Origin of the sequence: Fusibacter ferrireducens (assembly GCF_015352425.1) — a bacterium.
In the GTDB taxonomy this organism is placed as follows: domain Bacteria; phylum Bacillota; class Clostridia; order Peptostreptococcales; family Acidaminobacteraceae; genus Fusibacter_A; species Fusibacter_A ferrireducens.
In genome coordinates, this window is record NZ_JADKNH010000021.1 from 19,372 (window position 1) to 43,528 (window position 24,157).

General features: G+C 37.8%; 38 protein-coding genes. All 38 read right to left on the bottom strand.

Annotated elements, in window-relative coordinates:
• Window positions 1-102: 102 nt before the first annotated feature.
• On the bottom strand, window positions 103-444 hold the full coding sequence (rplQ, locus tag ISU02_RS22210) for a 50S ribosomal protein L17 (protein ID WP_194704056.1): 342 nt from the start codon (window positions 442-444) through the stop codon (window positions 103-105).
• Window positions 445-457: 13 nt separating this feature from the next.
• Window positions 458-1,408, bottom strand: a complete 951-nt coding sequence (locus ISU02_RS22215) for a DNA-directed RNA polymerase subunit alpha (protein ID WP_194704057.1) — start codon at window positions 1,406-1,408, stop codon at window positions 458-460.
• Between the two features lie 67 nt (window positions 1,409-1,475).
• Window positions 1,476-2,096 (bottom strand): 30S ribosomal protein S4, encoded by a 621-nt coding sequence (gene rpsD / locus ISU02_RS22220; protein WP_194704058.1) that lies wholly within the window; start codon window positions 2,094-2,096, stop codon window positions 1,476-1,478.
• A 28-nt stretch (window positions 2,097-2,124) separates the two neighbouring features.
• Complete coding sequence (rpsK, locus tag ISU02_RS22225; RefSeq protein ID WP_069876088.1) at window positions 2,125-2,523, bottom strand: 30S ribosomal protein S11; 399 nt, start codon at window positions 2,521-2,523, stop codon at window positions 2,125-2,127.
• Between the two features lie 19 nt (window positions 2,524-2,542).
• The gene (gene rpsM / locus ISU02_RS22230) at window positions 2,543-2,914 is read right to left on the bottom strand and encodes a 30S ribosomal protein S13 (protein WP_194704059.1); all 372 of its coding nucleotides are present in this window, start codon (window positions 2,912-2,914) and stop codon (window positions 2,543-2,545) included.
• Between the two features lie 102 nt (window positions 2,915-3,016).
• A complete protein-coding gene (gene rpmJ / locus ISU02_RS22235; RefSeq protein WP_005367740.1) occupies window positions 3,017-3,130 on the bottom strand; it encodes a 50S ribosomal protein L36 in 114 nt (37 codons plus the stop codon).
• Window positions 3,131-3,142: 12 nt separating this feature from the next.
• A complete protein-coding gene (infA, locus tag ISU02_RS22240; protein WP_069876090.1) occupies window positions 3,143-3,364 on the bottom strand; it encodes a translation initiation factor IF-1 in 222 nt (73 codons plus the stop codon).
• 24 nt (window positions 3,365-3,388) lie between these two features.
• Window positions 3,389-3,670 carry a KOW domain-containing RNA-binding protein gene (locus tag ISU02_RS22245; protein WP_194704060.1) on the bottom strand — a complete coding sequence of 94 codons (282 nt, stop codon included), beginning with the start codon at window positions 3,668-3,670 and terminating at the stop codon, window positions 3,389-3,391.
• Between the two features lie 16 nt (window positions 3,671-3,686).
• Entirely contained in the window at window positions 3,687-4,433 is a 747-nt protein-coding gene (gene map / locus ISU02_RS22250; protein ID WP_194704061.1) for a type I methionyl aminopeptidase, read from the bottom strand.
• 2 nt (window positions 4,434-4,435) lie between these two features.
• On the bottom strand, window positions 4,436-5,080 hold the full coding sequence (locus ISU02_RS22255) for an adenylate kinase (RefSeq protein WP_194704062.1): 645 nt from the start codon (window positions 5,078-5,080) through the stop codon (window positions 4,436-4,438).
• Window positions 5,081-5,089: 9 nt separating this feature from the next.
• Entirely contained in the window at window positions 5,090-6,355 is a 1,266-nt protein-coding gene (gene secY / locus ISU02_RS22260) for a preprotein translocase subunit SecY (RefSeq protein WP_194704063.1), read from the bottom strand.
• Window positions 6,356-6,796, bottom strand: a complete 441-nt coding sequence (rplO, locus tag ISU02_RS22265; RefSeq protein WP_194704064.1) for a 50S ribosomal protein L15 — start codon at window positions 6,794-6,796, stop codon at window positions 6,356-6,358.
• Between the two features lie 19 nt (window positions 6,797-6,815).
• Complete coding sequence (rpmD, locus tag ISU02_RS22270; RefSeq protein WP_194704065.1) at window positions 6,816-6,992, bottom strand: 50S ribosomal protein L30; 177 nt, start codon at window positions 6,990-6,992, stop codon at window positions 6,816-6,818.
• A gap of 12 nt (window positions 6,993-7,004) precedes the next feature.
• Window positions 7,005-7,499, bottom strand: coding sequence for a 30S ribosomal protein S5 (gene rpsE, locus ISU02_RS22275; RefSeq protein ID WP_459251428.1), 495 nt, complete (start codon window positions 7,497-7,499; stop codon window positions 7,005-7,007).
• Window positions 7,500-7,528: 29 nt separating this feature from the next.
• Window positions 7,529-7,888: a 50S ribosomal protein L18 gene (gene rplR, locus ISU02_RS22280; RefSeq protein ID WP_194704067.1), complete on the bottom strand. Its 360-nt coding sequence runs from the start codon at window positions 7,886-7,888 to the stop codon at window positions 7,529-7,531.
• A gap of 19 nt (window positions 7,889-7,907) precedes the next feature.
• On the bottom strand, window positions 7,908-8,450 hold the full coding sequence (rplF, locus tag ISU02_RS22285; protein ID WP_194704068.1) for a 50S ribosomal protein L6: 543 nt from the start codon (window positions 8,448-8,450) through the stop codon (window positions 7,908-7,910).
• A gap of 24 nt (window positions 8,451-8,474) precedes the next feature.
• Window positions 8,475-8,873 carry a 30S ribosomal protein S8 gene (gene rpsH, locus ISU02_RS22290; RefSeq protein ID WP_194704069.1) on the bottom strand — a complete coding sequence of 133 codons (399 nt, stop codon included), beginning with the start codon at window positions 8,871-8,873 and terminating at the stop codon, window positions 8,475-8,477.
• Between the two features lie 24 nt (window positions 8,874-8,897).
• Complete coding sequence (locus ISU02_RS22295; protein ID WP_194704070.1) at window positions 8,898-9,083, bottom strand: type Z 30S ribosomal protein S14; 186 nt, start codon at window positions 9,081-9,083, stop codon at window positions 8,898-8,900.
• Between the two features lie 12 nt (window positions 9,084-9,095).
• Window positions 9,096-9,635, bottom strand: a complete 540-nt coding sequence (rplE, locus tag ISU02_RS22300; protein WP_194704071.1) for a 50S ribosomal protein L5 — start codon at window positions 9,633-9,635, stop codon at window positions 9,096-9,098.
• 25 nt (window positions 9,636-9,660) lie between these two features.
• The gene (gene rplX / locus ISU02_RS22305; RefSeq protein ID WP_194704072.1) at window positions 9,661-9,972 is read right to left on the bottom strand and encodes a 50S ribosomal protein L24; all 312 of its coding nucleotides are present in this window, start codon (window positions 9,970-9,972) and stop codon (window positions 9,661-9,663) included.
• 17 nt (window positions 9,973-9,989) lie between these two features.
• Window positions 9,990-10,358, bottom strand: coding sequence for a 50S ribosomal protein L14 (rplN, locus tag ISU02_RS22310; RefSeq protein WP_194704073.1), 369 nt, complete (start codon window positions 10,356-10,358; stop codon window positions 9,990-9,992).
• 25 nt (window positions 10,359-10,383) lie between these two features.
• A complete protein-coding gene (gene rpsQ / locus ISU02_RS22315) occupies window positions 10,384-10,638 on the bottom strand; it encodes a 30S ribosomal protein S17 (protein WP_194704074.1) in 255 nt (84 codons plus the stop codon).
• 17 nt (window positions 10,639-10,655) lie between these two features.
• Entirely contained in the window at window positions 10,656-10,850 is a 195-nt protein-coding gene (gene rpmC, locus ISU02_RS22320) for a 50S ribosomal protein L29 (RefSeq protein WP_194704075.1), read from the bottom strand.
• Between the two features lies 1 nt (window position 10,851).
• Complete coding sequence (gene rplP / locus ISU02_RS22325) at window positions 10,852-11,283, bottom strand: 50S ribosomal protein L16 (RefSeq protein WP_194704108.1); 432 nt, start codon at window positions 11,281-11,283, stop codon at window positions 10,852-10,854.
• A 33-nt stretch (window positions 11,284-11,316) separates the two neighbouring features.
• Window positions 11,317-12,081 (bottom strand): 30S ribosomal protein S3, encoded by a 765-nt coding sequence (gene rpsC, locus ISU02_RS22330; RefSeq protein WP_194704076.1) that lies wholly within the window; start codon window positions 12,079-12,081, stop codon window positions 11,317-11,319.
• A gap of 16 nt (window positions 12,082-12,097) precedes the next feature.
• Window positions 12,098-12,433: a 50S ribosomal protein L22 gene (rplV, locus tag ISU02_RS22335; RefSeq protein ID WP_194704077.1), complete on the bottom strand. Its 336-nt coding sequence runs from the start codon at window positions 12,431-12,433 to the stop codon at window positions 12,098-12,100.
• A 29-nt stretch (window positions 12,434-12,462) separates the two neighbouring features.
• Entirely contained in the window at window positions 12,463-12,735 is a 273-nt protein-coding gene (rpsS, locus tag ISU02_RS22340) for a 30S ribosomal protein S19 (RefSeq protein ID WP_194704078.1), read from the bottom strand.
• 32 nt (window positions 12,736-12,767) lie between these two features.
• Window positions 12,768-13,598, bottom strand: a complete 831-nt coding sequence (rplB, locus tag ISU02_RS22345) for a 50S ribosomal protein L2 (protein ID WP_194704079.1) — start codon at window positions 13,596-13,598, stop codon at window positions 12,768-12,770.
• Between the two features lie 24 nt (window positions 13,599-13,622).
• The gene (gene rplW, locus ISU02_RS22350; RefSeq protein WP_194704080.1) at window positions 13,623-13,913 is read right to left on the bottom strand and encodes a 50S ribosomal protein L23; all 291 of its coding nucleotides are present in this window, start codon (window positions 13,911-13,913) and stop codon (window positions 13,623-13,625) included.
• Window positions 13,913-14,539: a 50S ribosomal protein L4 gene (rplD, locus tag ISU02_RS22355; protein ID WP_194704081.1), complete on the bottom strand. Its 627-nt coding sequence runs from the start codon at window positions 14,537-14,539 to the stop codon at window positions 13,913-13,915. Before rplD ends, rplW begins: the two co-directional genes overlap by 1 nt.
• Before the next feature lie 24 nt (window positions 14,540-14,563).
• A complete protein-coding gene (gene rplC / locus ISU02_RS22360; protein ID WP_194704082.1) occupies window positions 14,564-15,196 on the bottom strand; it encodes a 50S ribosomal protein L3 in 633 nt (210 codons plus the stop codon).
• A gap of 98 nt (window positions 15,197-15,294) precedes the next feature.
• A complete protein-coding gene (gene rpsJ, locus ISU02_RS22365; RefSeq protein ID WP_194704083.1) occupies window positions 15,295-15,606 on the bottom strand; it encodes a 30S ribosomal protein S10 in 312 nt (103 codons plus the stop codon).
• 284 nt (window positions 15,607-15,890) lie between these two features.
• The gene (gene tuf / locus ISU02_RS22370; RefSeq protein ID WP_194704084.1) at window positions 15,891-17,081 is read right to left on the bottom strand and encodes an elongation factor Tu; all 1,191 of its coding nucleotides are present in this window, start codon (window positions 17,079-17,081) and stop codon (window positions 15,891-15,893) included.
• 20 nt (window positions 17,082-17,101) lie between these two features.
• A complete protein-coding gene (gene fusA, locus ISU02_RS22375; RefSeq protein WP_194704085.1) occupies window positions 17,102-19,168 on the bottom strand; it encodes an elongation factor G in 2,067 nt (688 codons plus the stop codon).
• 47 nt (window positions 19,169-19,215) lie between these two features.
• A complete protein-coding gene (rpsG, locus tag ISU02_RS22380) occupies window positions 19,216-19,686 on the bottom strand; it encodes a 30S ribosomal protein S7 (RefSeq protein WP_194704086.1) in 471 nt (156 codons plus the stop codon).
• 155 nt (window positions 19,687-19,841) lie between these two features.
• The gene (gene rpsL, locus ISU02_RS22385; RefSeq protein WP_194704087.1) at window positions 19,842-20,258 is read right to left on the bottom strand and encodes a 30S ribosomal protein S12; all 417 of its coding nucleotides are present in this window, start codon (window positions 20,256-20,258) and stop codon (window positions 19,842-19,844) included.
• A gap of 32 nt (window positions 20,259-20,290) precedes the next feature.
• Window positions 20,291-20,539 carry a ribosomal L7Ae/L30e/S12e/Gadd45 family protein gene (locus ISU02_RS22390; RefSeq protein WP_194704088.1) on the bottom strand — a complete coding sequence of 83 codons (249 nt, stop codon included), beginning with the start codon at window positions 20,537-20,539 and terminating at the stop codon, window positions 20,291-20,293.
• 98 nt (window positions 20,540-20,637) lie between these two features.
• On the bottom strand, window positions 20,638-24,141 hold the full coding sequence (gene rpoC, locus ISU02_RS22395) for a DNA-directed RNA polymerase subunit beta' (protein ID WP_194704089.1): 3,504 nt from the start codon (window positions 24,139-24,141) through the stop codon (window positions 20,638-20,640).
• Window positions 24,142-24,157 lie beyond the last annotated feature (16 nt).

Below are 24,157 nucleotides of genomic sequence, written 5' to 3' on the forward strand. Positions count from 1 at the left end.
CAATACGATATAATATGTAATAAAACCACGAGCCATAACTCTGTGGTTTGATTGTATTTAAGAAAGGGACTTCAGTATTAAACTTAAGTCCCTCACAGTTTATTAGATTAACTCTAATTTGCACATTGGTGCGGCATCGCCTCTACGTGGGCCAGTTTGAATCAATCTGGTATAACCACCATCACGTTCTTTATAATTAGGAGCGATTTCATCGAAAAGTCTTTTAACAACTGTTTCTTCAGTAACAAAAGCCAAAACTTGTCTTCTTGCGTGTAAATCGCCTCTTTTTGCAAGAGTGATCATTTTTTCAGCGAGTTTCTTAGTTTCTTTTGCTCTTGTAACAGTAGTCTCGATACGTCCATTTTTTAATAATGATGTCACTTGATTTCTAAGCATTAAATTTCTGTGAGATGTTGGACGTCCTAGTTTTCTGTAACCTGCCATCGTCTTCCCTCCTTTACTCGTCTTCTAGTCTTAATCCCAAGTCGAGTTCAGCTAATTTATGCTTAACCTCTTCCATGGACTTTTTACCTAAATTTCTAACTTTCATCATATCGTCTTCGCTTTTATTTGTTAATTCTTCAACTGTATTAATGCCTGCGCGTTTTAAGCAGTTGTAAGAACGTACAGATAAGTCGAGTTCCTCTATTGTCATTTCGAGAACTTTTTCTTTAATGTCCTCTTCTTTTTCAACCATAATTTCTACACCGTTAATGCTATCTGTCATGTCTATGAACAAATTCAAATGCTCTGCCATGATTTTAGCACCAAGTGAAGTTGCTTCATCTGGTTTGATCGTTCCATCTGTCCATACTTCAAGAGTAAGTTTGTCATAATCAGCAACTTTACCAACTCTTGTTTTATCTACAGTGAAATTGACTTTACGAACAGGTGTATAGATTGAGTCAACAGGAATAATACCAATCGGCAAGCCGACTTCTTTATTATTTTCTGCTGTCACATAGCCTCTACCTTGTCCTAACGCTATTTCCATATACAATCTTGAATTTTCGTCAAGTGTACAAATGTGTAAATCTGTATTTAAAATTTCGACATCAGCATCAGCAATAATATCACCTGCTGTAATCTCTCCAGCTGTGTTTGCTTCAATTCTCAAGATTTTAACATCTTCATCTGAATGAATTTTTGCAAAAAGCTCTTTGAGATTCAGAATAATTTCAATGACATCTTCTTTTACACCTGGAACTGTTGAAAACTCATGTAGAACGTTTTCAATTTTAATCCAGCGCACTGCAGTTCCTGGCAATGAAGATAATAAAATTCTTCTTAAGCTGTTACCGAGTGTTGTTGCATAACCTCTCTCCAGTGGTTCTACAACAAACTTTCCGAATTTGCCGTCTTCACTAAGCTCTACACACTCAATCGTTGGTTTTTCTATTTCTATCACTAGTTAAGACCCTCCTTCTCTTTAAACTATACAAATAACGCTTGAGGGTAATAAACAATATCTAATCCTATCTAGAGTAAAGCTCAACAATAAGATGCTCTTCTACTGGTAAGTCGATATCATTTCTTACAGGCAATGCTGTAAGTTTACCTTCCATCTTTTCAAAGTTTACTTCTAACCAACCCGGAGCAGTTTTAGCTGCTTCAGCTAATTGTTTGAATTTCTCAGAAGATTTGCTTTTCTCTTTTAGAGTGATGACATCACCCACTGAAAGAGTCATTGATGGAATATCTGCTTTATGTCCATTTAAAGTAAAGTGTCCATGAACAACTAATTGTCTAGCTTCTTTTCTAGAATTTGCAAACCCTAGACGATAAACAACGTTGTCAAGTCTTAATTCTAATAATTGTAAAAGGTTTTCGCCGGCGATCCCCTTCATTTTTTCTGCTTGATCATAAATAGATTTGAACTGTCCTTCTAAGAGACCATAGTACTTTTTAACTTTTTGCTTTTCTCTTAATTGAGTTCCATATCCAGATATTTTCGTTCTTCTTGCACCATGTTGACCAGGTGCAGTTTGTCTTTTATTTAAAGTACATTTATCGCTGTAGCATCTATCACCTTTAAGATAGAGCTTTTGTCCTTCTCTACGACAAATCCTACAAGATGGTCCTGTATATCTTGCCAATTAAAACACCTCCTAATACTGAAATATATTACACTCTTCTTCTTTTTGGTGGTCTACAACCATTATGTGGAATTGGTGTTACATCAGTAATTGATGTAATTTCAAGTCCAGATGCTTGTAAAGCTCTGATTGCAGCTTCACGACCAGAACCAGGTCCCTTAACAAATACGGAAACAGTTCTTAAGCCGTTCTCCATGCCATTTTTGGCAGCAGCTTCTGCACACATTTGTGCAGCATAAGGAGTAGACTTTCTAGAGCCTTTAAAACCTAAGCTTCCAGCACTAGACCATGCAAGTGCATTGCCATCAGTATCAGTTAAAGTCACAATTGTATTGTTAAATGTTGCTTGGATATGAGCCTGTCCACGTTCAACATTTTTACGATCACGTTTTTTACGAGTTTTACGTGCTTTTTTAGCAACAGCCATGTCTTATATCCCTCCTTACTTACTTTTTCTTTTTACGGCTTACAGTTCTCTTAGGACCTTTACGAGTTCTAGCATTCGTTTTAGTTTTTTGACCACGAACAGGAAGTCCTTTTCTATGTCTAATCCCTCTGTAACAACCGATTTCTTTTAAACGTTTAATGTTCATAGCAATTTCTCTTCTTAAGTCCCCTTCTACAAGGACACTTTCTTCGATAAGTGCTCTTAATTTACTAACTTCTTCTTCAGTAAGATCTTTAACTCTTGTATCTTCACTGATTCCAGCTTTTTTTAAAAGCTCCAAAGAAGTAGGTTTTCCAATACCATAGATATAAGTTAAGCCAATTACAGCTCTCTTCTCTCTAGGTAGGTCAACACCTGCAATTCTTGCCATTGAATTACACCTCCTAATGTGTATTAAAATGTGATGTGTCTTCTATAAAATATCAAATATAAAGTATTTCAGCCGCGCTTTATATCTGTCACACACGATAGATTAACCTTGTGTTTGTTTGTGTTTTGGATTTTCGCAAATGATCATTACTTTACCTTTTCTTTTAATGACTTTGCATTTCTCACACATTGGTTTTACCGATGGTCTAACTTTCATTGTTATACCTCCTTATCCCTTACCACGCCATGTAATTCTGCCTCTTGAAAGGTCATATGGCGATAATTCTAGTGTTACTTTATCTCCAGGTAATATCCTAATAAAATTCATTCGTAGTTTCCCTGAAATGTGTGCCAATACAATATGACCATTTTCCAGTTTAACTTTAAAATTCGCATTTGGTAATGCCTCTACTACTATACCTTCAACTTCAATTGAATCACTTTTTGCCATTAGAATCATCCCTCCTAACTTGGATTAGATTAAGCCTGTTTTTTCGACTTCTTTTCGAAGCATCGCATTTGTTATCTTCTTATCATTTTCGATTTTCTCACGAAGATCTTCACTGAAAAACTTTAATTTAATCAAATGCTTTATCTTCTTCATTTTCGGTTTTTCAAGCTTACGAATGTCTCCATCTGCAATTTTTACAAACTGCTCATCCACAATCTCGATGACGATGAAGATTCTGTCTTTATCTCTTCCTGCTTTTGACTTGACAAATTGACCGATTTCAAGTTCCTTAGATGAATTTAGCATCTAGTCACCTCGCTTATTATAAACTCGTTAGAAGTATTGGATCGTGTTCGGTGATGACCACTGTATGCTCATAATGAGCAGAGAGCTTGCCATCTTTTGTTACAACCGTCCAGTCATCTCCAAGAGTTCTGACGTTAAAATCACCTTCGTTAACCATTGGCTCTATTGCAAGGACCATTCCCGGGACCAGTCTTGGACCTTTCCCAGCTGGACCATAGTTCGGCACTGCCGGCTCCTCATGAAGCTTAGTTCCAATACCATGTCCAACATAATCTCTTACAATGCTAAAACCTTCAGCTTCTGCATGCCTTTGAATTGCGTTTGAGATATCAAAGAGTCTGTAACCCACCCTACAATATTTCAGACCTTCAAAAAAACTTGCTTCAGTGACTTTAATTAGTTTCAAAGCATTTTCACTCACCTTGCCAACAGGATGAGTTCTAGCAGCATCACCATGATAGCCGTTTTTAAGTGCACCGACATCAATGCTGATTATATCTCCTTCTTTCAACACAGTATCAGAAGGTATGCCGTGAATCACTTGATCGTTGATTGAGGCACATATGGAAGCTGGAAAGCCCCCATAGCCTTTAAATGAAGGCACTGCCTGATGCTCAAGTATTAATTTTTCAGCAATTTGATCAAGCTCCCCTGTTGTAATACCAGGCTTTATAGCATTTTTTATCGCTTCATGAACTAATGCAACAATACGTCCAGACTCTTGCATCAGCTCAATTTCATGTTTTGATTTTATAACAATCATGCTTAGCCCCTTAATGCTTTTACGATATCTTCAAATACTAATTTAATATCTTGTTCACCTTCAATATCAACAAGAACATTCTTTGAAGAATAATAACTGATTAATGGCGCTGTTTCATTCATATATACATCAATTCTGTTTTTAACAGTCTCTTCAACATCATCAGTGCGTTGGTACAATTCTCCACCACATTTGTCACAAACGCCTTCAACTTTAGAAGCGTTGTTAAGAATATGATAAGTTGCACCACAGTTCTTACAAATACGTCTGCCAACAGCTCTGGAAACCAAAACATCAGGATTGACTTTAATGTTGATCACTGCATTTAGCGATACGCCAAGATTTTCTAAGACCTTGTCCAGTTCATCCGCTTGAACTTCTGTTCTAGGAAAACCGTCCAGTAAAAAACCCTCTTTGCAATCTGCTTCTTTTAAGCGATCTTCAACAATTTCAACAACTAACGAATCTGGTACTAATGCGCCTTGATCCATGTAGGATTTAGCTCTTTTCCCCAGTTCTGTGCCTTCTTTAATATTTTTTCTGAATATATCACCGGTTGAAATATGCGGAATCGCATATTTAGAAGTGATATATTCAGCTTGTGTGCCTTTACCCGCGCCTGGAGGGCCCAATAAGATCAGTCTCATTTTTCCTCCTTAGCTTAAAAAGCCTTCATAATGTCTCATGAGCATTTGAGCTTCAATTTGTTTCATTGTTTCAAGTGAAACAGAAACGACGATGAGTAACGATGTACCCCCAAAACTAAAGCTTGTGTTCGTAAGTGCTCCTAAGAAGTTTGGTAAAATCGCAATCGCTGCTAAGAATAACCCACCAACAATTGTAATCTTATTTAACGACTTGCCAAGGTATTCCGCTGTTGGTTTACCTGGTCTAATGCCTGGAATAAATCCACCGTTCGTTTTTAAACGATCTGAAACTTCGATCGGATTAAACGTAATATTCGTATAGAAAAATGTAAATGCAAATATTAAAATCGCATAGAGTACATTATACAAAATCGAGGTTTGATTCAACCATTTGCTTACAAAGACTGCAAACCCAGAACCTGGGAAAAATGCCGAAATTGTAAGTGGGAACATTAATATTGAAATTGCAAATATGACTGGAATAACGCCCGCTTGATTCACTTTTAAAGGAATATGTGTGCTTTGTCCGCCATACATTTTTCTGCCTACAACTCTTTTCGCATATTGCACAGGGATTTTTCTCTGTCCTTGTTGAATAAAGATAACACCTGATATAATTGCGACCGCTATTATGCAAAAGATAATCACTTGAACGAGATGAACTTGCCCAATTCTGAGATTGTTAATCGTCGTAAAAGTTGAAGATGGTACTCTTGCTATAATTCCAGCAAAGATAAAAAGTGAAATACCGTTTCCGATACCATTCTCTGTTATTTTCTCACCTAAGTACATTAAGAACGCTGTTCCAGCCGTTAAGGTCAACACAGAAATGAATGTTGAAAATGCACCTGGGTTTAAGAAAAATCTCTGGAAATAACCTAAGCTGAATCCAATGCCTTGGATTAGTGCTAAAACAACCGTTAAGTAACGTGTATATCTAGCAATTTTCTTTCTACCTTCTTCACCCTCTCTTGCCAACGCTTCTAAAGAAGGAAAAGCAATCTGTAAAAGGTTCAGTACGATTGAAGCCGTAATATAGGGGCTAATCCCCAATGCGAAAATGGTAAACGTCTTAAAGTTACCACCACTCATTAAGTTAAACAATCCTAATAATCCATCTTCACTATTAGCAAACGCTGCTGCTAACTTTGCACTATCAATTCCTGGTACTGGTACTGTAGATCCTAATCTAAAAACTGCAATCATCGCAAAAGTATAGAGGATTCTCTTTCTTAGATCAGGAATTTTCCAAGCGTTTTTAAGTGTAGAAAACAATTAGATCACCTCTGCCTTTCCTCCAGCAGCTTCAATTTTAGTTATCGCTGACTGAGTGAATTTGTTAGCCCTTACTGTAAGCTTTTTATTCAATTCTCCATCGCCTAATACTTTAATACCGTAATTCACTTTGCTAACAACACCAGTTTCTAACAACAATTCAGGCGTAATTTCTGTTCCATCTTCAAAGCTGTTTAAAAGCTCCACATTGATGATCGTCCATTGTTTCTTGAATTTATTGTTGAATCCTCTTTTTGGAATTCTTCTGAATAATGGCATCTGACCACCCTCAAAGCCCGGTTTTACACCACCGCCTGAGCGTGAATTTTGACCATTCATACCGCGTCCTGCAGTTGTACCCAAACCAGAACCCGTACCTCTACCAACTCTTTTTTTAGACTTAGTAGAACCTTCTGCTGGTCTTAAATCATGAAGTCTCATGGTCACACCTCCTTTATGATTACTCTACTATTTGAACTAAGTGATTGACTTGATTGACCATACCTCTCATTTGAGCATTGTCTTGTTTTTCAACCACTTGACCGATTTTTTTAAGGCCTAATGCTTCAACAGTTTTTTTATGTTTTGGCAAAACACCGATTGTACTTTTAACTAATTTTACTTTAATTGTAGCCAAGGTTCATACCCCCTAACCTAAAATTTCTTCTACAGTCTTACCTCTTAATTTAGCCACACTTTCAGCTGTTTTAAGATTATTAAGACCATCGATCGTTGCATTAACCATATTTCTAGGGTTATTACTACCCAATGATTTAGCTCTTACGTCTTTAATACCTGCAAGTTCCAACACCGCACGAACAGGACCACCAGCAATAACGCCCGTACCTTCAAAAGCTCTCATGATTCTGACAGAGCCAGAGCCATAATGACCTTCAATGTTATGTGGTACAGTCGTTCCTACTCTTGGAACATAAATTAATCGTTTTTTTGCATCTTCAATTGCTTTAGAAATTGCTTCTGGTACTTCTTTTGCTTTACCAGTACCAATTCCAACATGGCCATTCTCATCTCCAACAACAACAAGTGCGCTGAATCTGAAATTTCTACCACCTTTAACAACCTTAGTAACACGATTTATATTGATAACCTGTTCTTTGAGGTCTAACTTACTCGCATCAATCATTTGACGACTCATGTGCATACCTCCCTAATCTAGAATTTAAGTCCTGCTTCTCTTGCGCCTTCAGCGAGTTCTTTTACTCTACCGTGGTAGAGGTAACCGCCTCTATCAAAAACAACATCTTCAATACCTTTTTCAAGCGCTTTTTTAGCCACTAACTCACCAACTAATTTAGCAGCTTCTTTATTTCCAGTATTCGAAACTTTATCTTTAACGGAAGTTTCAAGGCTAGAAGCAGCAACTAAAGTGTTTCCAGTTACGTCATCAATAATTTGCGCGTAAATGTTAAGATTAGATCTATAAACATTTAGTCTAGGCTTCGCAGCGGTACCAGAAATTTTCTTACGCACTCTCATATGACGCGCTTTTCTATTTTCATTTCTACTTGCCATTAGTTATGCCACTCCTTTCTTATTTTTTACCAGTTTTACCTTCTTTACGTCTAACGTTTTCGTCAGCGTAACGAACGCCTTTACCTTTGTAAGGTTCTGGTTTTCTCCACTCTCTGATCTTAGAAGCGTAGTTACCAACTCTTTGCTTGTTGATACCTTTTACGATGATTTCAGTTTGAGTTGGCACTTCAACTGTAATACCTTCTGGATCTTCCATGACAACTGGATGTGAATGTCCTAATTGAAGTTCTAACTTTTTACCGTTTTTAGCCGCTTTGTAACCTACACCAACGACTAAAAGCTTTCTTTCATATCCTTTAGTTACACCAACAACCATGTTGTTGATAAGCGCTCTAGATAATCCATGTAACGCTCTATGTCTCTTATTATCAGACGGTCTTACAACAGTTAACGTTTCACCATCTATATCGATCTTAATGTCTTTGTCTATTTGCTCTGACAATTCTCCTAGAGGTCCTTTTACAGTTACAAAATTTTCACTTGTAACAGTAACTTGAACTCCTTGAGGTATTGTAATAGGCAATCTACCTACTCTCGACATTGTCACACCTCCTAGTTATTCGTATTACCATACGTAACAGATTACTTCGCCGCCAACTTCAAGCTTTCTAGCTTCTCTATCAGTGATGATACCGTTTGAAGTCGAAATAATCGCTACACCTAATCCACCTAAAACTCTTGGTACATCTGTTTTCTTTGCATAAACTCTTAAGCCTGGCTTAGAGATTCTTTTAAGTCCAGTGATAACACGTTCTTTGCTATCGCCATATTTAAGTTCGATTCTAATCAAACCTTGTTTACCGTCTTCTATTACATCAAATCCTTTGATGTATCCTTCTTGTAAAAGGATCTCAACGATTTTCTTTTTAACATTCGATGCTGGAACATCTACTGAAGCATGTTTAACCATATTAGCGTTACGTACACGTGTCAGTAAATCAGCAATTGGATCTGTCATAGCCATGAGTATTTACCTCCTTCCGATTTCTTACCAGCTAGCTTTTCTAACACCAGGAATTTGACCTTTGTATGCCAATTCTCTAAAGCAGATACGGCAAACTCCATATTTTCTTAAATAAGCATGTGGTCTTCCACAGATTCTACATCTATTGTATTCTCTAGTTGAGTACTTTTGCGTTCTTGACTGTTTAACTTTAAGACTCGTTTTAGCCACTATAATCCCTCCTTACTTAACGAATGGCATTCCCATCAATCTCAATAATTCTCTTGCCTCTTCATCAGTTTTTGCAGAAGTGACGAAAGTGATGTCCATACCTCTTACAGTTTCTACCTTATCAATGTTGATTTCTGGAAAGATCAACTGCTCTTTAACACCTAAAGTATAGTTTCCTCTTCCGTCGAAAGAATTAGCACTAACACCTCTAAAGTCTCTTACCCTTGGTAATGCAATTGTAATGAATCTGTCTAAGAATTCATACATTCTCTCACCTCTAAGAGTTACTTTAGCGCCAACATTCATACCAGCTCTCACTTTGAAGTTTGCAACTGATTTTTTTGCTTTTGTAATCACAGGTGCCTGTCCAGCGATAGTTGTCAATTCATCAACGGCAGCTTTGATTACTTTTGGATTATCTTTACCATCACCGAGACCCATATTGATTACGACTTTCTCGATTTTTGGAAGTTGCATTACATTGTCATATTGGAATTTTTCCATTAAGGCTTTTTTGACCTCATTATTGTATTTCTCTTTAAATCTTGCCATGAGTTAAACCTCCTTTCTCACTGGATTAGTCTATTACTTCACCTGTTTTCACAGATACTCTTACTTTTTGTCCATTCTCTAACACTTTAGAAGCTAATCTTGTACCTGCTTTAGCTTTTGCATCATAATAAAGTACGTTAGACACATGGATTGGTGCTTCTTTGTGAATTCTGCCACCTTGTTGTACCTTCATAGAAGGTTTTTGGTGTTTAGTCGCCATGTTGACATTTTCAACAATAATTCTATCCGTCTTTGGATTCGCGCTTAACACTTTGCCTTTTTTGCCTTTATCTTTTCCAGCAATTACGATAACTGTATCGCCCTTTTTAATATGCATTACTACACCTCCTAAGTTTAAAGAACTTCTGGAGCTAGAGAAACTATTTTCATGAATTTTCTATCTCTTAACTCTCTAGCAACAGGTCCGAAGATACGAGTTCCTACTGGAGATAAATCCTCTTTTATAATTACTGCAGCATTTTCATCAAATTTGACGTAACTACCATCAGGTCTTCTTAAACCATAGTTGCTTCTAACTATAACAGCTTTAACGACGTCACCTTTCTTGACAACTCCGCCAGGTGTTGCATTTTTAACACTCGCTACTATAACATCTCCGATATTACCGTATTTTCTCTTTGAACCACCTAATACACGGATACAAAGTATTTCTTTCGCGCCAGAGTTATCAGCAACTTTTAAACGAGTTTCGTTTTGGATCATGCTTTTTTCCTCCTCTTAGCTAAATCTACTTAGCTTTTTCAACGACTTCAACTAGTCTCCATCTTTTATCTCTGCTAAGCGGTCTAGTTTCCATAATTCTTACTTTATCACCTATACCACATTGATTGTTTTCATCATGTGCTTTAAACTTCTTTGTTCTCTTAACTCTTTTTCCATAGAGTGGATGGCGAATGAAGTCTTCTACTGTAACAACGATGGTTTTATCCATTTTATCGCTTGTAACGTATCCGACTCTTAGTTTTCTTCTTCCTCTTTCCACAGCGTAACCTCCTCTGCTTATGCTTTGATCTCTCTAGCTCTTAAGATCGTTTTAGCACGCGCAATATCCTTTTTTATAGCTTTAATCTGCATAGGATTGTCTAATTGCCCAGTTGCCAATTGGAATCTTAAGTTGAAGAGCTCATTTTTCAACTCGACAATTTTATCGTTTAATTCTTGTGAAGTCATTTCCATAATTTTGTTTGCTTTCAACTTATTCACCACCCTTTTCGATAGCGTCTTCCTTCTTAACGAATTTACACTTAATTGGTAATTTATTTGCTGCAAGTCTCATTGCTTCTCTTGCAGTTTCTTCGTCTACTCCAGAAAGTTCGAACATTACTCTACCTGGTTTAACAACAGCTACCCAGTACTCAGGTGAACCTTTACCAGCACCCATACGAGTTTCAGCAGGTTTTTGTGTTACCGGCTTATGAGGGAAAATTTTAATCCAAACTTTACCGCTTCTTTTCATTTTTCTATTCATAGCAATTCTGGCTGCTTCAATTTGATTTGCTGTAATCCAAGCAGGCTCCATAGCAACTAAACCGTAATCTCCGTAAGTCACTGTGTTCCCTTTTTGAGCAGTACCCGACATTCTACCTCTGTGAACTCTACGGCGTTTTACTCTTTTAGGCATTAACATATGGTAGTTGCCTCCTTTCACAAAACTTTCTTATTAATTATCGTTATTTCTTGGTCTTCTTGGTCCTCTATTTTGTCCGCCTTGTGCATTTCTGCCGCCTCTTTGTGGACGTTTATCAGTTTGTTTTCTAGCTTCTTTTCTTCTAAGTCTAGTCTCTTCACTGACACTTGGTAAGATCTCGCCTTTGTTGATCCAAACTTTTACACCGATTTTACCGTAAGTTGTATCTGCTTCCGCAAATCCATAGTCGATATCAGCTCTAAGTGTAGACAAAGGTACGTTACCTTCAGAATAGCCTTCTGTTCTTGCCATCTCAGCGCCGCCTAAACGACCAGATGTCTGAACTTTAATACCTTCTGCACCAGATTTCATAGATCTTCCGATAACTTGTTTCATTGCTCTTCTGAACGAAACACGTTTTTCTAATGAGAACGCTACATTTTCAGCAACTAATTGAGCATCTAAGTCGATATTGTCAACTTCTGAAATATCTAATTGAATAGATTTCTTAGTCAATTTTTCAAGTTCTTCTCTTAAAACTTTAATGTTTTCGCCACCTTTACCAACAACCATACCTGGTTTAGCAGTGAATACGTTAATATGAACTTTATCATTTGCCGCTCTGTCAATATAGATTCTTGAAATACCAGCTGTAAAAAGTCTTTCTTTTACATGTTTTCTAATTTCGAAATCTTCGATTAATAAATCTGCGAAGTTTCTTTTATTTGCATACCATTTTGAGTCCCAATCTTTGATGACTCCAACTCTGAGTCCGTGTGGGCTAACTTTTTGACCCATTCAGTGCACCCTCCTTTTACTCTTTTTCCGCGACTACTACGCCAACATGACTAGATCTTCTTAAAACAGGATTTGCTCTTCCCATTGATCCAGCATTCCATCTTTTTAATGTAGGGCCTTGATTTGCGTAAATTTCTTTTACGATTAAAGCTTCTACATCCATGTGATGATTGTTCTCAGCATTTGCAATCGCTGAATTTAAGACTTTTAAAAATATCTCTGCACCTTTTCTAGGTGTGAATTTTAAAATTGATTGTGCTTCTTTAACATTTTTTCCTCTTACTAAATCAGCGATTGGCTTCATTTTTCGAGGAGAAATTCTTATGTGCTTAGCTTCCGCTCTAGCTTGCATTCTGATGGCCTCCTTTCGGATTATTACGTTTATTTACTCTTCTTATCGCCTGCGTGTCCTCTAAAAGTTCTAGTAGGCGCGAATTCACCTAATTTATGTCCGATCATATCTTCCGTTACATAAACCGGAATGTGTTTTCTTCCATCGTGAACTGCGATAGTATGACCAACCATTTGTGGGAAAATAGTTGATGATCTCGACCAAGTTTTTAGAACTTTCTTTTCATTATTCGAGTTCATTGTTTCTATTTTTTTCAAAAGGCCCTTGTGGACAAAAGGTCCTTTTTTAAGAGATCTTCCCATGATCTGTCCTCCTTTCAGATTTAAGAACTAAATTATTTCTTTCTAGCAGAAACAATATATTTGTTCGAATGTTTGTTTTTCTTTCTTGTTTTGTAACCAAGAGCTGGTTTACCCCAAGGTGTAACAGGATTAGCTCTACCGATAGGTGCTTTACCTTCACCACCACCGTGTGGATGGTCATTCGGGTTCATTACAGATCCTCTGACAGTTGGTCTAATACCCATATGTCTTTTCTTACCTGCTTTACCTACAGTGATATTTTCGTGGTCGATGTTACCCACTTGACCAACTGTTGCTCTACATTCTTTTCTTACATATCTCGTTTCACCGGATGGCAATCTCACAAGTGCGTATTTACCTTCTTTAGCCATTAATTGAGCTGAGTTTCCTGCAGATCTAACTAACTGACCACCTTTACCCACTTTCATCTCGATGTTGTGAATAATTGTACCCACTGGCATATTCATAAGCGGCATTGAGTTCCCCACTTTGATATCCACATGTTCGCCAGATACAACAACATCCCCAACTTTTAAGCCATTCGGATGAAGAATATATCTTTTTTCACCATCAGCATACGATAATAGTGCAATATTGGCGCTTCTATTTGGATCGTATTCAACAGCTGCTACCTTTGCAGGCACATCATCTTTTAATCTTTTAAAATCAATTATTCTATATTTCTTAGTCGCTCCGCCACCTCTATGACGCACAGTGATTTTACCTTGATTATTTCTACCAGAATGTTTCTTAAGTGTCATGATTAATGACTTTTCTGGTTGTCTTTTAGTAATTTCTTCAAACGTTGACACTGTCATTTGTCTTAGAGCAGGTGAAGTCGGTTTAAATCCTCTAATTCCCATGGTTTTACCTCCTTCGAGTTTTTATTACATACCTTCAAAGAATTCGATAGTCTTGCTATCCTCAGTTAGCTTAACAATAGCTTTTTTCCAGCTTCTTGTATAGCCTTGGTTTCTGCCTTGTCTCTTTAATTTTCCTGGCACATTCAAAGTATTTACCTTTTCAACTTTTACGCCGAAAACTTCTTCCACAGCTCTTTTAATCTGTGTTTTATTAGCATCTTTGTGAACTTCAAATGTGTACTTTCTATCTGCTGTTTGCATCATAGAGTTTTCTGTAACGATTGGCTTAATGATAATATCGTAAGAGGTTCTCATTACGCGTACACCTCCTCAAATTTCTCGATTGCACTCTTAGTCACAACAAAGAAGTCATGATTTAAGATTTCATATACGTTGATTTGTCCAACAAACGAAGCTTGAACACCTTCAATATTGCTTGCTGATCTTACAACGTTTTCTTCTTTACAACAAGTTACAAGTAAAGATTTTTTACCAGCTACTTTTAAGTTTTCTAAAACTTTAAGCATTTCTTTTGTTTTTGGCGAGCTTAATGCGAACTCATCAATAACAATCACTTCATTGTCTCTTACTTTAGCACTTAACGCTGATTTAAGCGCAAGTCTTCTCATTTTCTTAGGCAATGAGTATCTGTAACTTCTTGGTTTCGGTGCAAATGCCACACCACCACCAATATAGTGAGGTGCTCTAATTGTACCTTGTCGTGCGTTACCAGTTCCTTTTTGTCTAAATGGCTTTTTGCCACCGCCTCTTACTTCTGCTCTTGTTTTAGCAGATTGCGTACCTTGTCTTTGATTTGCTAAGTAATTCTTAACAACTTCATGCATTACAGGTATATTTGGCTCTATTCCGAAAATAGTTTCATTTAACTCTATTTCACTGACCTTTTGGCCTGAAATGTTCAATATATCTAATTTAGGCACTGTGCTTCCTCCTTTCATCAGCTATTATTTTATTGCCTTAACAGCTTTTCTAATTACGATTTGACCGCCTTTTGGTCCCGGCACTGCACCTTTAACCAATAAGAGATTTCTTTCGAGATCTACTTTTACAACTTCAAGGTTTAAAACCGTAACTTGCTCATTACCCATTCTTCCTGCCATTGGCATGCCTTTAACAACTCTAGCTGGGTAAGATGCCGCACCAATCGAACCTGGACCTCTATGGAATTTAGAACCATGAGTTTCAGGGCCTCTTGCTTTATTATGTCTTTTTATAAGACCAGCAGTCCCTTTACCTTTAGAAGTACCCGTTACGTCGATCATTTGACCTGCTTCAAAAATATCAGCTTTGATTTCTTGCTTTACTTCGAACCCGTCAGTTGATTCAACTCTGAATTCTTTTAAAGTTTTTTTATAAGGAACACCTGCTTTGTCAAAATGTCCTTTTTTAGGTTTGTTCACGTGTTTGTCTTTCACATCACCTGAAGCGACCTGTACCGCATTGTAACCATCTGTTTCAACAGTTTTGATTTGAGTTACTGCCATAGGCTGAACTTCAACAACTGTAACAGGTGTTACGATGCCTTTTTCATTAAATACTTGGGTCATACCGATTTTTTTACCGATAATTCCTACCATGCGTTTGCACCTCCTAATAATTTTACAGCGGATTACTTCTGTAATCATACTAAAAAATCAGGTTTATCTATTTAAACCGAAATCTTAGTTTCTAATTCCTAAAGCTTAATTTCTACATCTACACCTGCAGGTAATTCAAGCTTCATGAGAGCGTCAACTGTCTTTTGTTGCGGATTTAAGATGTCAATGAGTCTTTTGTGCGTTCTGATTTCGAATTGCTCTCTAGAATCTTTGTACTTATGAACCGCTCTTATGATAGTGACGATTTCTTTTTTTGTTGGCAATGGAATAGGTCCAGCCACGTCTGCTCCTGTTAACTTCGCTGCTTCAACAATCTTTTGAGCAGTGTTGTCTAGGATTTTGTGATCAAATGATTTTAATCTGATTCTGATTTTTTGCTTGTTAGCCATTGTTTAACCTCCTTATTTTTATCGTACGTTGACTGCGATCATACGACCGAGTTTCTTGTCGTCCACTGCGCCGGGTGTTTCACCATTGAATGAAAAACAGACTCGTCGCCCATATCGCGTATGGACAATTCTCCATGGAAATTCTCTCACAGTATAAGTAACTTTCCACTTCATCGCATTAGTGCACCATAATAGTATATAATAACCCCTCGCATAATGCAAGGGGTTATTTGCAAAGTTTGTTATAAACTTTTTGTAAACATTAACGACTTCAATAAAGTATCTTATTGAGTAATTTTATTAACGTTACCAGAACCTACTGTTCTACCACCTTCACGAATTGAGAATTTTACACCTTCTTCAATTGCGATTGGTGAAATCAGTTCGATGCTCATTTCAACGTTATCGCCAGGCATACACATTTCAACGCCTTCTGGTAAGTTGATTGATCCTGTTACGTCTGTTGTTCTGAAGAAGAATTGTGGTCTGTATCCTTTAAAGAATGGTGTATGTCTTCCACCCTCTTCTTTTGTAAGAACGTATACTTGTGCTTCGAATTTCGTATGTGGTTTGATTGTGCCTGGTTTTGCAAGAACTTGTCCTCTTTGGATATCTGTTCTTTGTACACCTCTTAATAATAAACCTACGTTATCGCCTGCTTGTCCTTGATCCAATAATTTCTTGAACATTTCAACGCCTGTTACAACTACTTTTCTTGGCGCTTCAGTAAGTCCTACGATTTCTACTTCTTCTGATACTTTGATGATACCTCTGTCAATTCTACCTGTTGCAACTGTTCCTCTACCTGTGATAGAGAATACGTCTTCCACTGGCATTAAGAATGGTTTGTCTGTTGCTCTTTCCGGTTGTGGAATATACTCATCGATTACGTTGAATAATTCAATGATTTTTTCTGCCCACTCTGCATCGCCCTCAAGCGCTTTAAGTGCAGATCCTCTGATGATTGGTGTATCATCGCCTGGGAAGTCGTATTCTGTTAATAAATCTCTTACTTCCATTTCAACAAGTTCTAATAACTCTTCATCATCTACCATGTCGCATTTGTTTAAGAAAACAACGATATATGGCACGCCTACTTGTCTAGAAAGAAGGATATGCTCTCTTGTTTGTGGCATTGGACCATCTGCTGCTGATACAACTAGGATAGATCCGTCCATTTGTGCTGCACCTGTGATCATGTTTTTAACGTAGTCAGCATGGCCTGGGCAGTCAACGTGAGCATAATGTCTCGCTGGTGTTTCGTATTCAACGTGAGCTGTAGAGATTGTGATCCCTCTTTCTCTCTCTTCTGGTGCTTTATCGATATTATCAAAATCTACTTTTTGTCCTAAAGCGTATTTTTCGAATAATACTTTTGTAATCGCTGCTGTTAATGTTGTTTTACCGTGGTCAACGTGACCAATTGTTCCGATATTACAATGCGGTTTATTTCTTTCGAATTTTTGCTTTGCCATTTTAAATATTCCTCCTCGGGTTATTTTTTACCTAACACATCTTCAGCAATGCTTTTTGGAACTTGTTCGTAATGGTTAAATACCATTGAGTAAGTTCCACGACCTTGCGTATTTGAACGAAGGTCTGTAGCATAACCAAACATTTGCGATAAAGGTACATAAGATCTAATAATTTGAACGCCATTCACCATTTCCATACCTTCTAAACGACCACGTCTAGAGTTGACGTCTCCCATTACATCACCAAGATATTCTTCTGGAACAGTAATTTCAACTTTCATATATGGTTCAAGTAAAATAGCATCACCTTTTCTCATTGCCTCTTTGAAAGCCATGGAAGCAGCAAGTTTGAACGCCATCTCGTTAGAGTCGACTTCATGATAAGAACCATCATATAAGTCTGCGCTCACGTCAACAACTTCATAACCACCTAAGATTCCAGCTTTCATAGCGCCAGCAACACCTTCTTCTATCGCTTTGAAGTATTCTCTAGGAACGCTACCACCAGTAACGGTAGACACGAACGAAAATCCTTTTCCAGCTTCAACAGGTGCAAATTTGATCTTAACGTGACCGTATTGACCTTTACCACCTGACTGCTTAGCATATTTATAATCAATATCAACTGGTTTCGTAATTGTTTCTTTGTAAGCAACTTGCGGTGCACCAATATTAGCTTCCACTTTGAATTCTCTTAAAAGTCTATCTACGATGATCTCAAGGTGAAGTTCACCCATACCAGCGATGATAACTTGTCCAGTTTCTTCATCTGTGTAAGTTTTAAATGTTGGATCCTCTTCTGCTAGTTTTGCAAGGGCAATACCCATTTTTTCTTGTCCAGCTCTTGTTTTAGGCTCAATTGCCACACGAATAACCGGATCTGGGAATTCCATTTTTTCAAGAATAATCAGATTATCCGGATCACATAAAGTATCTCCAGTTGTTGTGAATTTTAAACCTACAGCAGCAGCTATATCACCAGAATAAACTTTTGAAATTTCTTCTCTTTTATTAGCATGCATTTGAAGGATTCGACCAACTCTTTCTTTTTTATCTTTAGTTGAGTTTTGAACATAAGAACCCGCATCTAAAGTACCAGAGTAAACTCTGAAGAAAGTTAACTTTCCAACATATGGATCCGTCATGATTTTAAATGCAAGTGACGAGAACGGAAGACTGTCATCTGCTGGTCTTGCAACTTCATTACCATATTCATCAGTACCTTTAATTGCAGCTACATCTGTAGGTGCAGGCATGTAATCCAAAACAGCGTCAAGCATTAATTGGACACCCTTATTCTTATAAGCTGATCCGCAAAGTACAGGCACGATTTCGTTGTTGATAGTTGCTCTTCTAAGCGCCGCTTTAAGCTCATCAACACCTATTTCATCGCCTTCTAAATACTTCATCATTAAATCTTCATCAGTAGACGCAATTGCCTCTACCATTTTTTCTCTATATTCTTCTACCAATTCGGCGAACTCTTCAGGAATTGCAATTCTTTCAATCTTTTCGCCTAAATCATCTCTATAATATACAGCTTCGTTAGCGACCAAGTCAATAAGACCTTCGTATTTATCTTCTGCTCCAATTGGTAATTGGATTGGAACCGCATTTGCTTTTAAACGATCTTGCATCATTTTAACAACTCTATAGAAGTCAGCACCTGTGATATCCATTTTATTTACAAAAGCCATTCTTGGTACACTGTATTTGTCAGCTTGTCTCCAAACTGTTTCAGATTGAGGCTCAACCCCACCCTTTGCACAAAATACAGCTACAGAACCATCTAATACACGAAGTGATCTTTCAACTTCAACTGTAAAGTCAACGTGACCTGGTGTGTCAATGATGTTAATTCTCTTACCTTTCCAGACACAAGTTGTAGCAGCAGAAGTAATTGTAATACCTCTCTCTTGCTCTTGCTCCATCCAGTCCATTGTTGCAGCACCTTCGTGAACTTCACCAATTTTGTAGTTGATACCTGTATAATAGAGGATTCTTTCTGTAGTAGTCGTCTTACCGGCATCAATATGAGCCATGATACCGATATTTCTAGTATTCTCTAAAGTATAATCTCTACCCATATTCATCCTCCTTTCACATGCTTAATAATCTTTTTAAAAAGAACAACTTACCATCTGTAATGAGCAAATGCTTTATTTGCGTCAGCCATTTTGTGAGTGTCTTCTCTTTTCTTAACAGACGCACCTGTGTTGTTCGCTGCATCCATGATTTCTTTTGCCAATCTATCTTGCATTGTTCTTTCGCCTCTTTTACGAGAGTACGTAATTAACCATCTTAGACCAAGAGTCTGTCTTCTTTCAGCTCTTACTTCCATAGGTACTTGGTAGTTTGTACCACCAACTCTTCTCGCTTTAACTTCAAGAACAGGCATGATGTTGTTCATCGCTTCTTCAAAAACTTCAAGTGCATTCTTGCCAGTTTTTTCAGCAATTTGATCAAACGCACCGTAAACGATACTTTGAGCAACACCTTTTTTACCATCATACATAATTTGATTAACTAGTTTTGATACTACCACGCTTCCATATACTGGATCTGGCAATACGCTTCTTTTAGGTACATTTCCTTTTCTAGGCACTTTTCTTCCCTCCTTATAATATGTTTTGGTCATTCATCGGTACTCGGCAATTTAATGCCGTTTGTGCGATTTACTTATTGAATTTTTTTATTGCTTCTTTTGATAATATATTACTATATAAAGCCCCTTCCTTTCGGAAGAGGCTGATTAACTAACTACTTTTTCTTTGGTCTCTTAGCACCATATTTTGATCTCGCTTGCATTCTGTTGTTTACACCAGCAGAATCAAGTACTCCCCTAACGATGTGATATCTACATCCAGGTAAGTCTTTTACTCTACCGCCTCTTATTAAAACAACACTATGCTCTTGTAAGTTATGACCAACACCTGGGATGTAAGCAGTTACCTCTAAGCCATTCGTTAATCTCACCCTAGCAACTTTTCTCAAAGCTGAGTTAGGTTTTTTAGGAGTTACAGTTTTAACGCTCGTACAAACTCCTCTTTTTTGAGGTGAACTCATTTTAACTGGCTTTCTCTTTAAAGTATTCATGCTTCTTTGTAATGCAGGTGCAGTTGATTTTTCTTCAATTGCAAGTCTTCCTTTTCTTACTAACTGATTTATAGTAGGCATTCCTTTACAGCACCTCCTTCCTTTTATTTTATCTATTTTTCAATAACCGCTGTCGCAGCACCAACGTCAATATTACAAGCCCTTCCAAGTTCCTTCATTGTATCGATAAAGATGATTTCTATCTCCTGTTCTGTGGCGAGTTGAATAATCCGCCTCACAACATGCTGTTCAGCATCTTTTGCAATGAAAACTAACTCAGCATGACCACTAGCCAAGACCTTTGTTGTTTGCTTGACTCCAATGACCAATTTGGGATTGTTGGATAGTTCATTTATCTGCATACGGTGTCCCTCCTTTGAAGTCGCCAATATGCACTTCATCATTTTAACACCATAAATTTTGGCTGTCAACAAAATTTATGTTAAATACTCTTAAAGGATTACTCCATTTCCAATGAGAAAGTGTCTTTTGACTTGACTGCTATATCACGATAATATCTCATACCTGTTCCTGCTGGGATCAGTTTACCGATAATAACGTTTTCTTTAAGTCCAAGTAATCGATCTTCTTTGCCATTGATTGCAGCTTCCGTTAAAACTCTAGTGGTCTCTTGGAAAGATGCAGCCGATAAGAAGGATTCAGTTGCCAATGATGCTTTGGTAATTCCCAATAGAGATCTCGATCCAGTAGCCGGAACGCCACCTTCTTCTTCAATCTGGCTATTGATTCTATTAAACTCTTTTAAGCTGATAACGCTACCTGGCAACACAAGTGAATCACCCGATTCGTCAACTTTAACTTTAGAGAGCATTTGCTTAACGATGATTTCAATATGCTTGTCATTGATATCAACGCCTTGTAGACGATATACTTTTTGTACTTCTTTAATGATGTACTCTCTTACGCCTTTCACACCAACCGCTCTAAGCAAATCATGAGGATTGATTGAGCCCTCAGTAATCGGTTGACCTGAATAAACTCTGTCATCTTCTTTTACTTTAAGTCGAGCGCCAAAGACGATTTGAGAGGCGTGCTGTTCTCCAGAATCCGAGGTAATGACAACCTCTTTCTTCTTCTTTGTTTCCTTAAATGAAATAACACCATCCGTTTCAGCAATAACAGCAAGTCCTTTAGGTTTTCTAGCTTCAAAAAGCTCTTCAACCCTTGGAAGACCCTGTGTGATATCGCCGCCGGCTACCCCGCCTGTATGGAATGTTCTCATTGTAAGCTGAGTACCTGGCTCTCCGATGGACTGTGCCGCAATAATACCAACAGCCTCTCCAATGTGTACGGGTTTGCCAGTTGCAAGGTTGAGTCCATAACATTTAGAGCACACACCATACTGCGTTTCACAAGTTAACACTGATCTGATCTTAAGCTTGTCGTAACCTGCTTTTACAATTTTATCTGCAATTCTCTCGGAAATAATTTTATCTTTAGAACAAAGTAGCTCTCCTGTTTCTGGATGGAAAACATCCTGTACAGGATAACGACCTAAAATTCTTTCTTGCAATGGTTCAATCAATTCGTTGCCATCACGGAACTCGACAACCTCAATACCCGATTCACTCTCACAATCCACTTCTCTGACGATAACTTCTTGGCTGACGTCAACAAGTCTTCTAGTAAGGTAACCTGAATCGGCTGTACGAAGTGCTGTATCGGCAAGACCTTTACGTGCACCTGTAGTTGAAATAAAGTATTCAAGAACCGATAGGCCTTCACGGAAATTGGATATGATCGGAATCTCTACCGTTTTACCAAGTGCATTGGCCATCAGACCACGCATACCCGCAAGCTGTCTAATTTGGTTCTTAGAACCCCTCGCTCCAGAATCCGCCATGATCTTGATGTTGTTTAAAGTAGAGAGGTTTATCATTAAGGCATCCGTTACATCGTCCGTTGTCTTAGTCCAAGTCTGAATGATCTTTTCATAACGATCTTCATCGGAAATCAAACCTCTTCTGTAAGCTACTTGATATTTATCAACGACTTCTCTTGCTTTTTCAATGAGTGCTTGTTTAGCTTCAGGTACAACCATATCGGATACCGAAACTGTTATTGCCGCTTTTGTTGAGTATTTGAATCCCATATTTTTAAGGTGATCCAGAAGCTCAGCAGTCTTGGTATTTCCGTGTTCGTTAAAACATCTTGCAATAATTTCTTCAAGATTTTTTTTCTTACACAGGAAGTCTACTTCAAGCGCGTATGGTTCTTCAGATCTTTCTACAAAACCTAGATCTTGTGGAATGTTCTCATTAAAAATAAAACGTCCAACAGTACTTTCAACGATAACGCTTCTGTTCTCATCTTTAAGGAATCGTCTCATTTTCACTCTTGTATGAAGGTCAATTGCCTTATTGAAGTAAGCTAATTGCAGCTCTTCGTAATCTTTAAACACTCTTATTTTTTCAGGTTGATCTTCTTTTTCATAAGTCAAATAATATGCGCCAAGGACCATATCCTGAGATGGTGTTGTAATTGGTCTTCCATCTTTTGGTGCCAATATATTGTTAACAGAGAGCATTAAGAATCTTGCTTCTGCTTGTGCTTCTACTGAAAGCGGCACATGGACTGCCATCTGGTCACCGTCAAAGTCGGCATTGTATGCAGTACATACGAGTGGATGAAGTCTTATCGCTTTACCCTCAACCAATACGGGTTCAAACGCTTGAATACCCAATCTATGAAGTGTTGGAGCACGGTTTAAAAGAACTGGATGTTCTTTGATAACATCTTCAACAATCGCCCAAACCTCTGGTTTTACGCGTTCAACCATTCTCTTCGCACTTTTAATGTTGTGAACATAGCCGTCTCTGACAAGACGCTTCATAACGAAAGGTTTAAAGAGTTCAAGTGCCATTTTCTTTGGCAAACCACACTGGTAGAATTTGAGTTCAGGTCCGACAACGATAACCGAACGGCCTGAGTAGTCAACCCTTTTACCCAGTAAGTTTTGTCTGAAACGCCCTTGCTTACCTTTTAAAAGGTCTGATAAAGACTTAAGCGGTCTATTACCAGGTCCTGTAACCGGACGACCTCTTCTACCATTGTCAATAAGCGCATCGACTGCTTCTTGAAGCATACGCTTTTCATTTCTAACAATAATATCTGGTGCGCCAAGTTCTAAAAGCCTTTTAAGTCGATTGTTTCTATTAATAACTCTTCTATAAAGATCATTTAAGTCTGCTGTTGCGAAACGACCACCATCCAGCTGCACCATTGGTCTAAGATCTGGTGGGATAACGGGTACGACGTCTAGAATCATCCATTCAGGATCATTACCAGATTGTCTAAACGCTTCAACAACTTCAAGTCTTCTTACAATTCTTACTTTTTTCTGTCCAGAACTGTCTTTCAAAAGTGCTTTAAGCTCCTTTGCAAGCGCTTCAAGGTCCACTTGCTGCAAAATCTCTTTGATAGCTTCTGCACCCATCATTGCTCTGAAAGCATTTCCATACTTTTCTCTATATTGACCATACTCACTTTCTGTCAATAATTGCTTTCTTTCAAGGCTAGTTTCACCTGGATCGATTACAACATATGAAGCGAAGTAAAGTACTTTTTCTAGAGATCTTGGAGACAAATCAAGCAGAATACCCATTTTAGATGGAATTCCCTTGAAATACCAAATGTGAGATACTGGCGCTGCAAGTTCAATATGTCCCATGCGCTCGCGTCTGACTTTTGATTTAGTAACTTCTACACCACATCGGTCACACACAACACCTTTATATCTTACTTTTTTATATTTACCACAATGACACTCCCAGTCCTTTGTTGGACCAAAGATCTTTTCACAGAAAAGACCTTCCTTTTCAGGTTTGAGCGTTCTATAATTGATCGTTTCCGGTTTTTTCACTTCACCCTTTGACCAAGATCTGATTTTATTTGGTGAAGCTAAGCCTATTCTAATGGAATCAAAATTATTGAATTCTATCAAGGGCTACCTCTCCCTT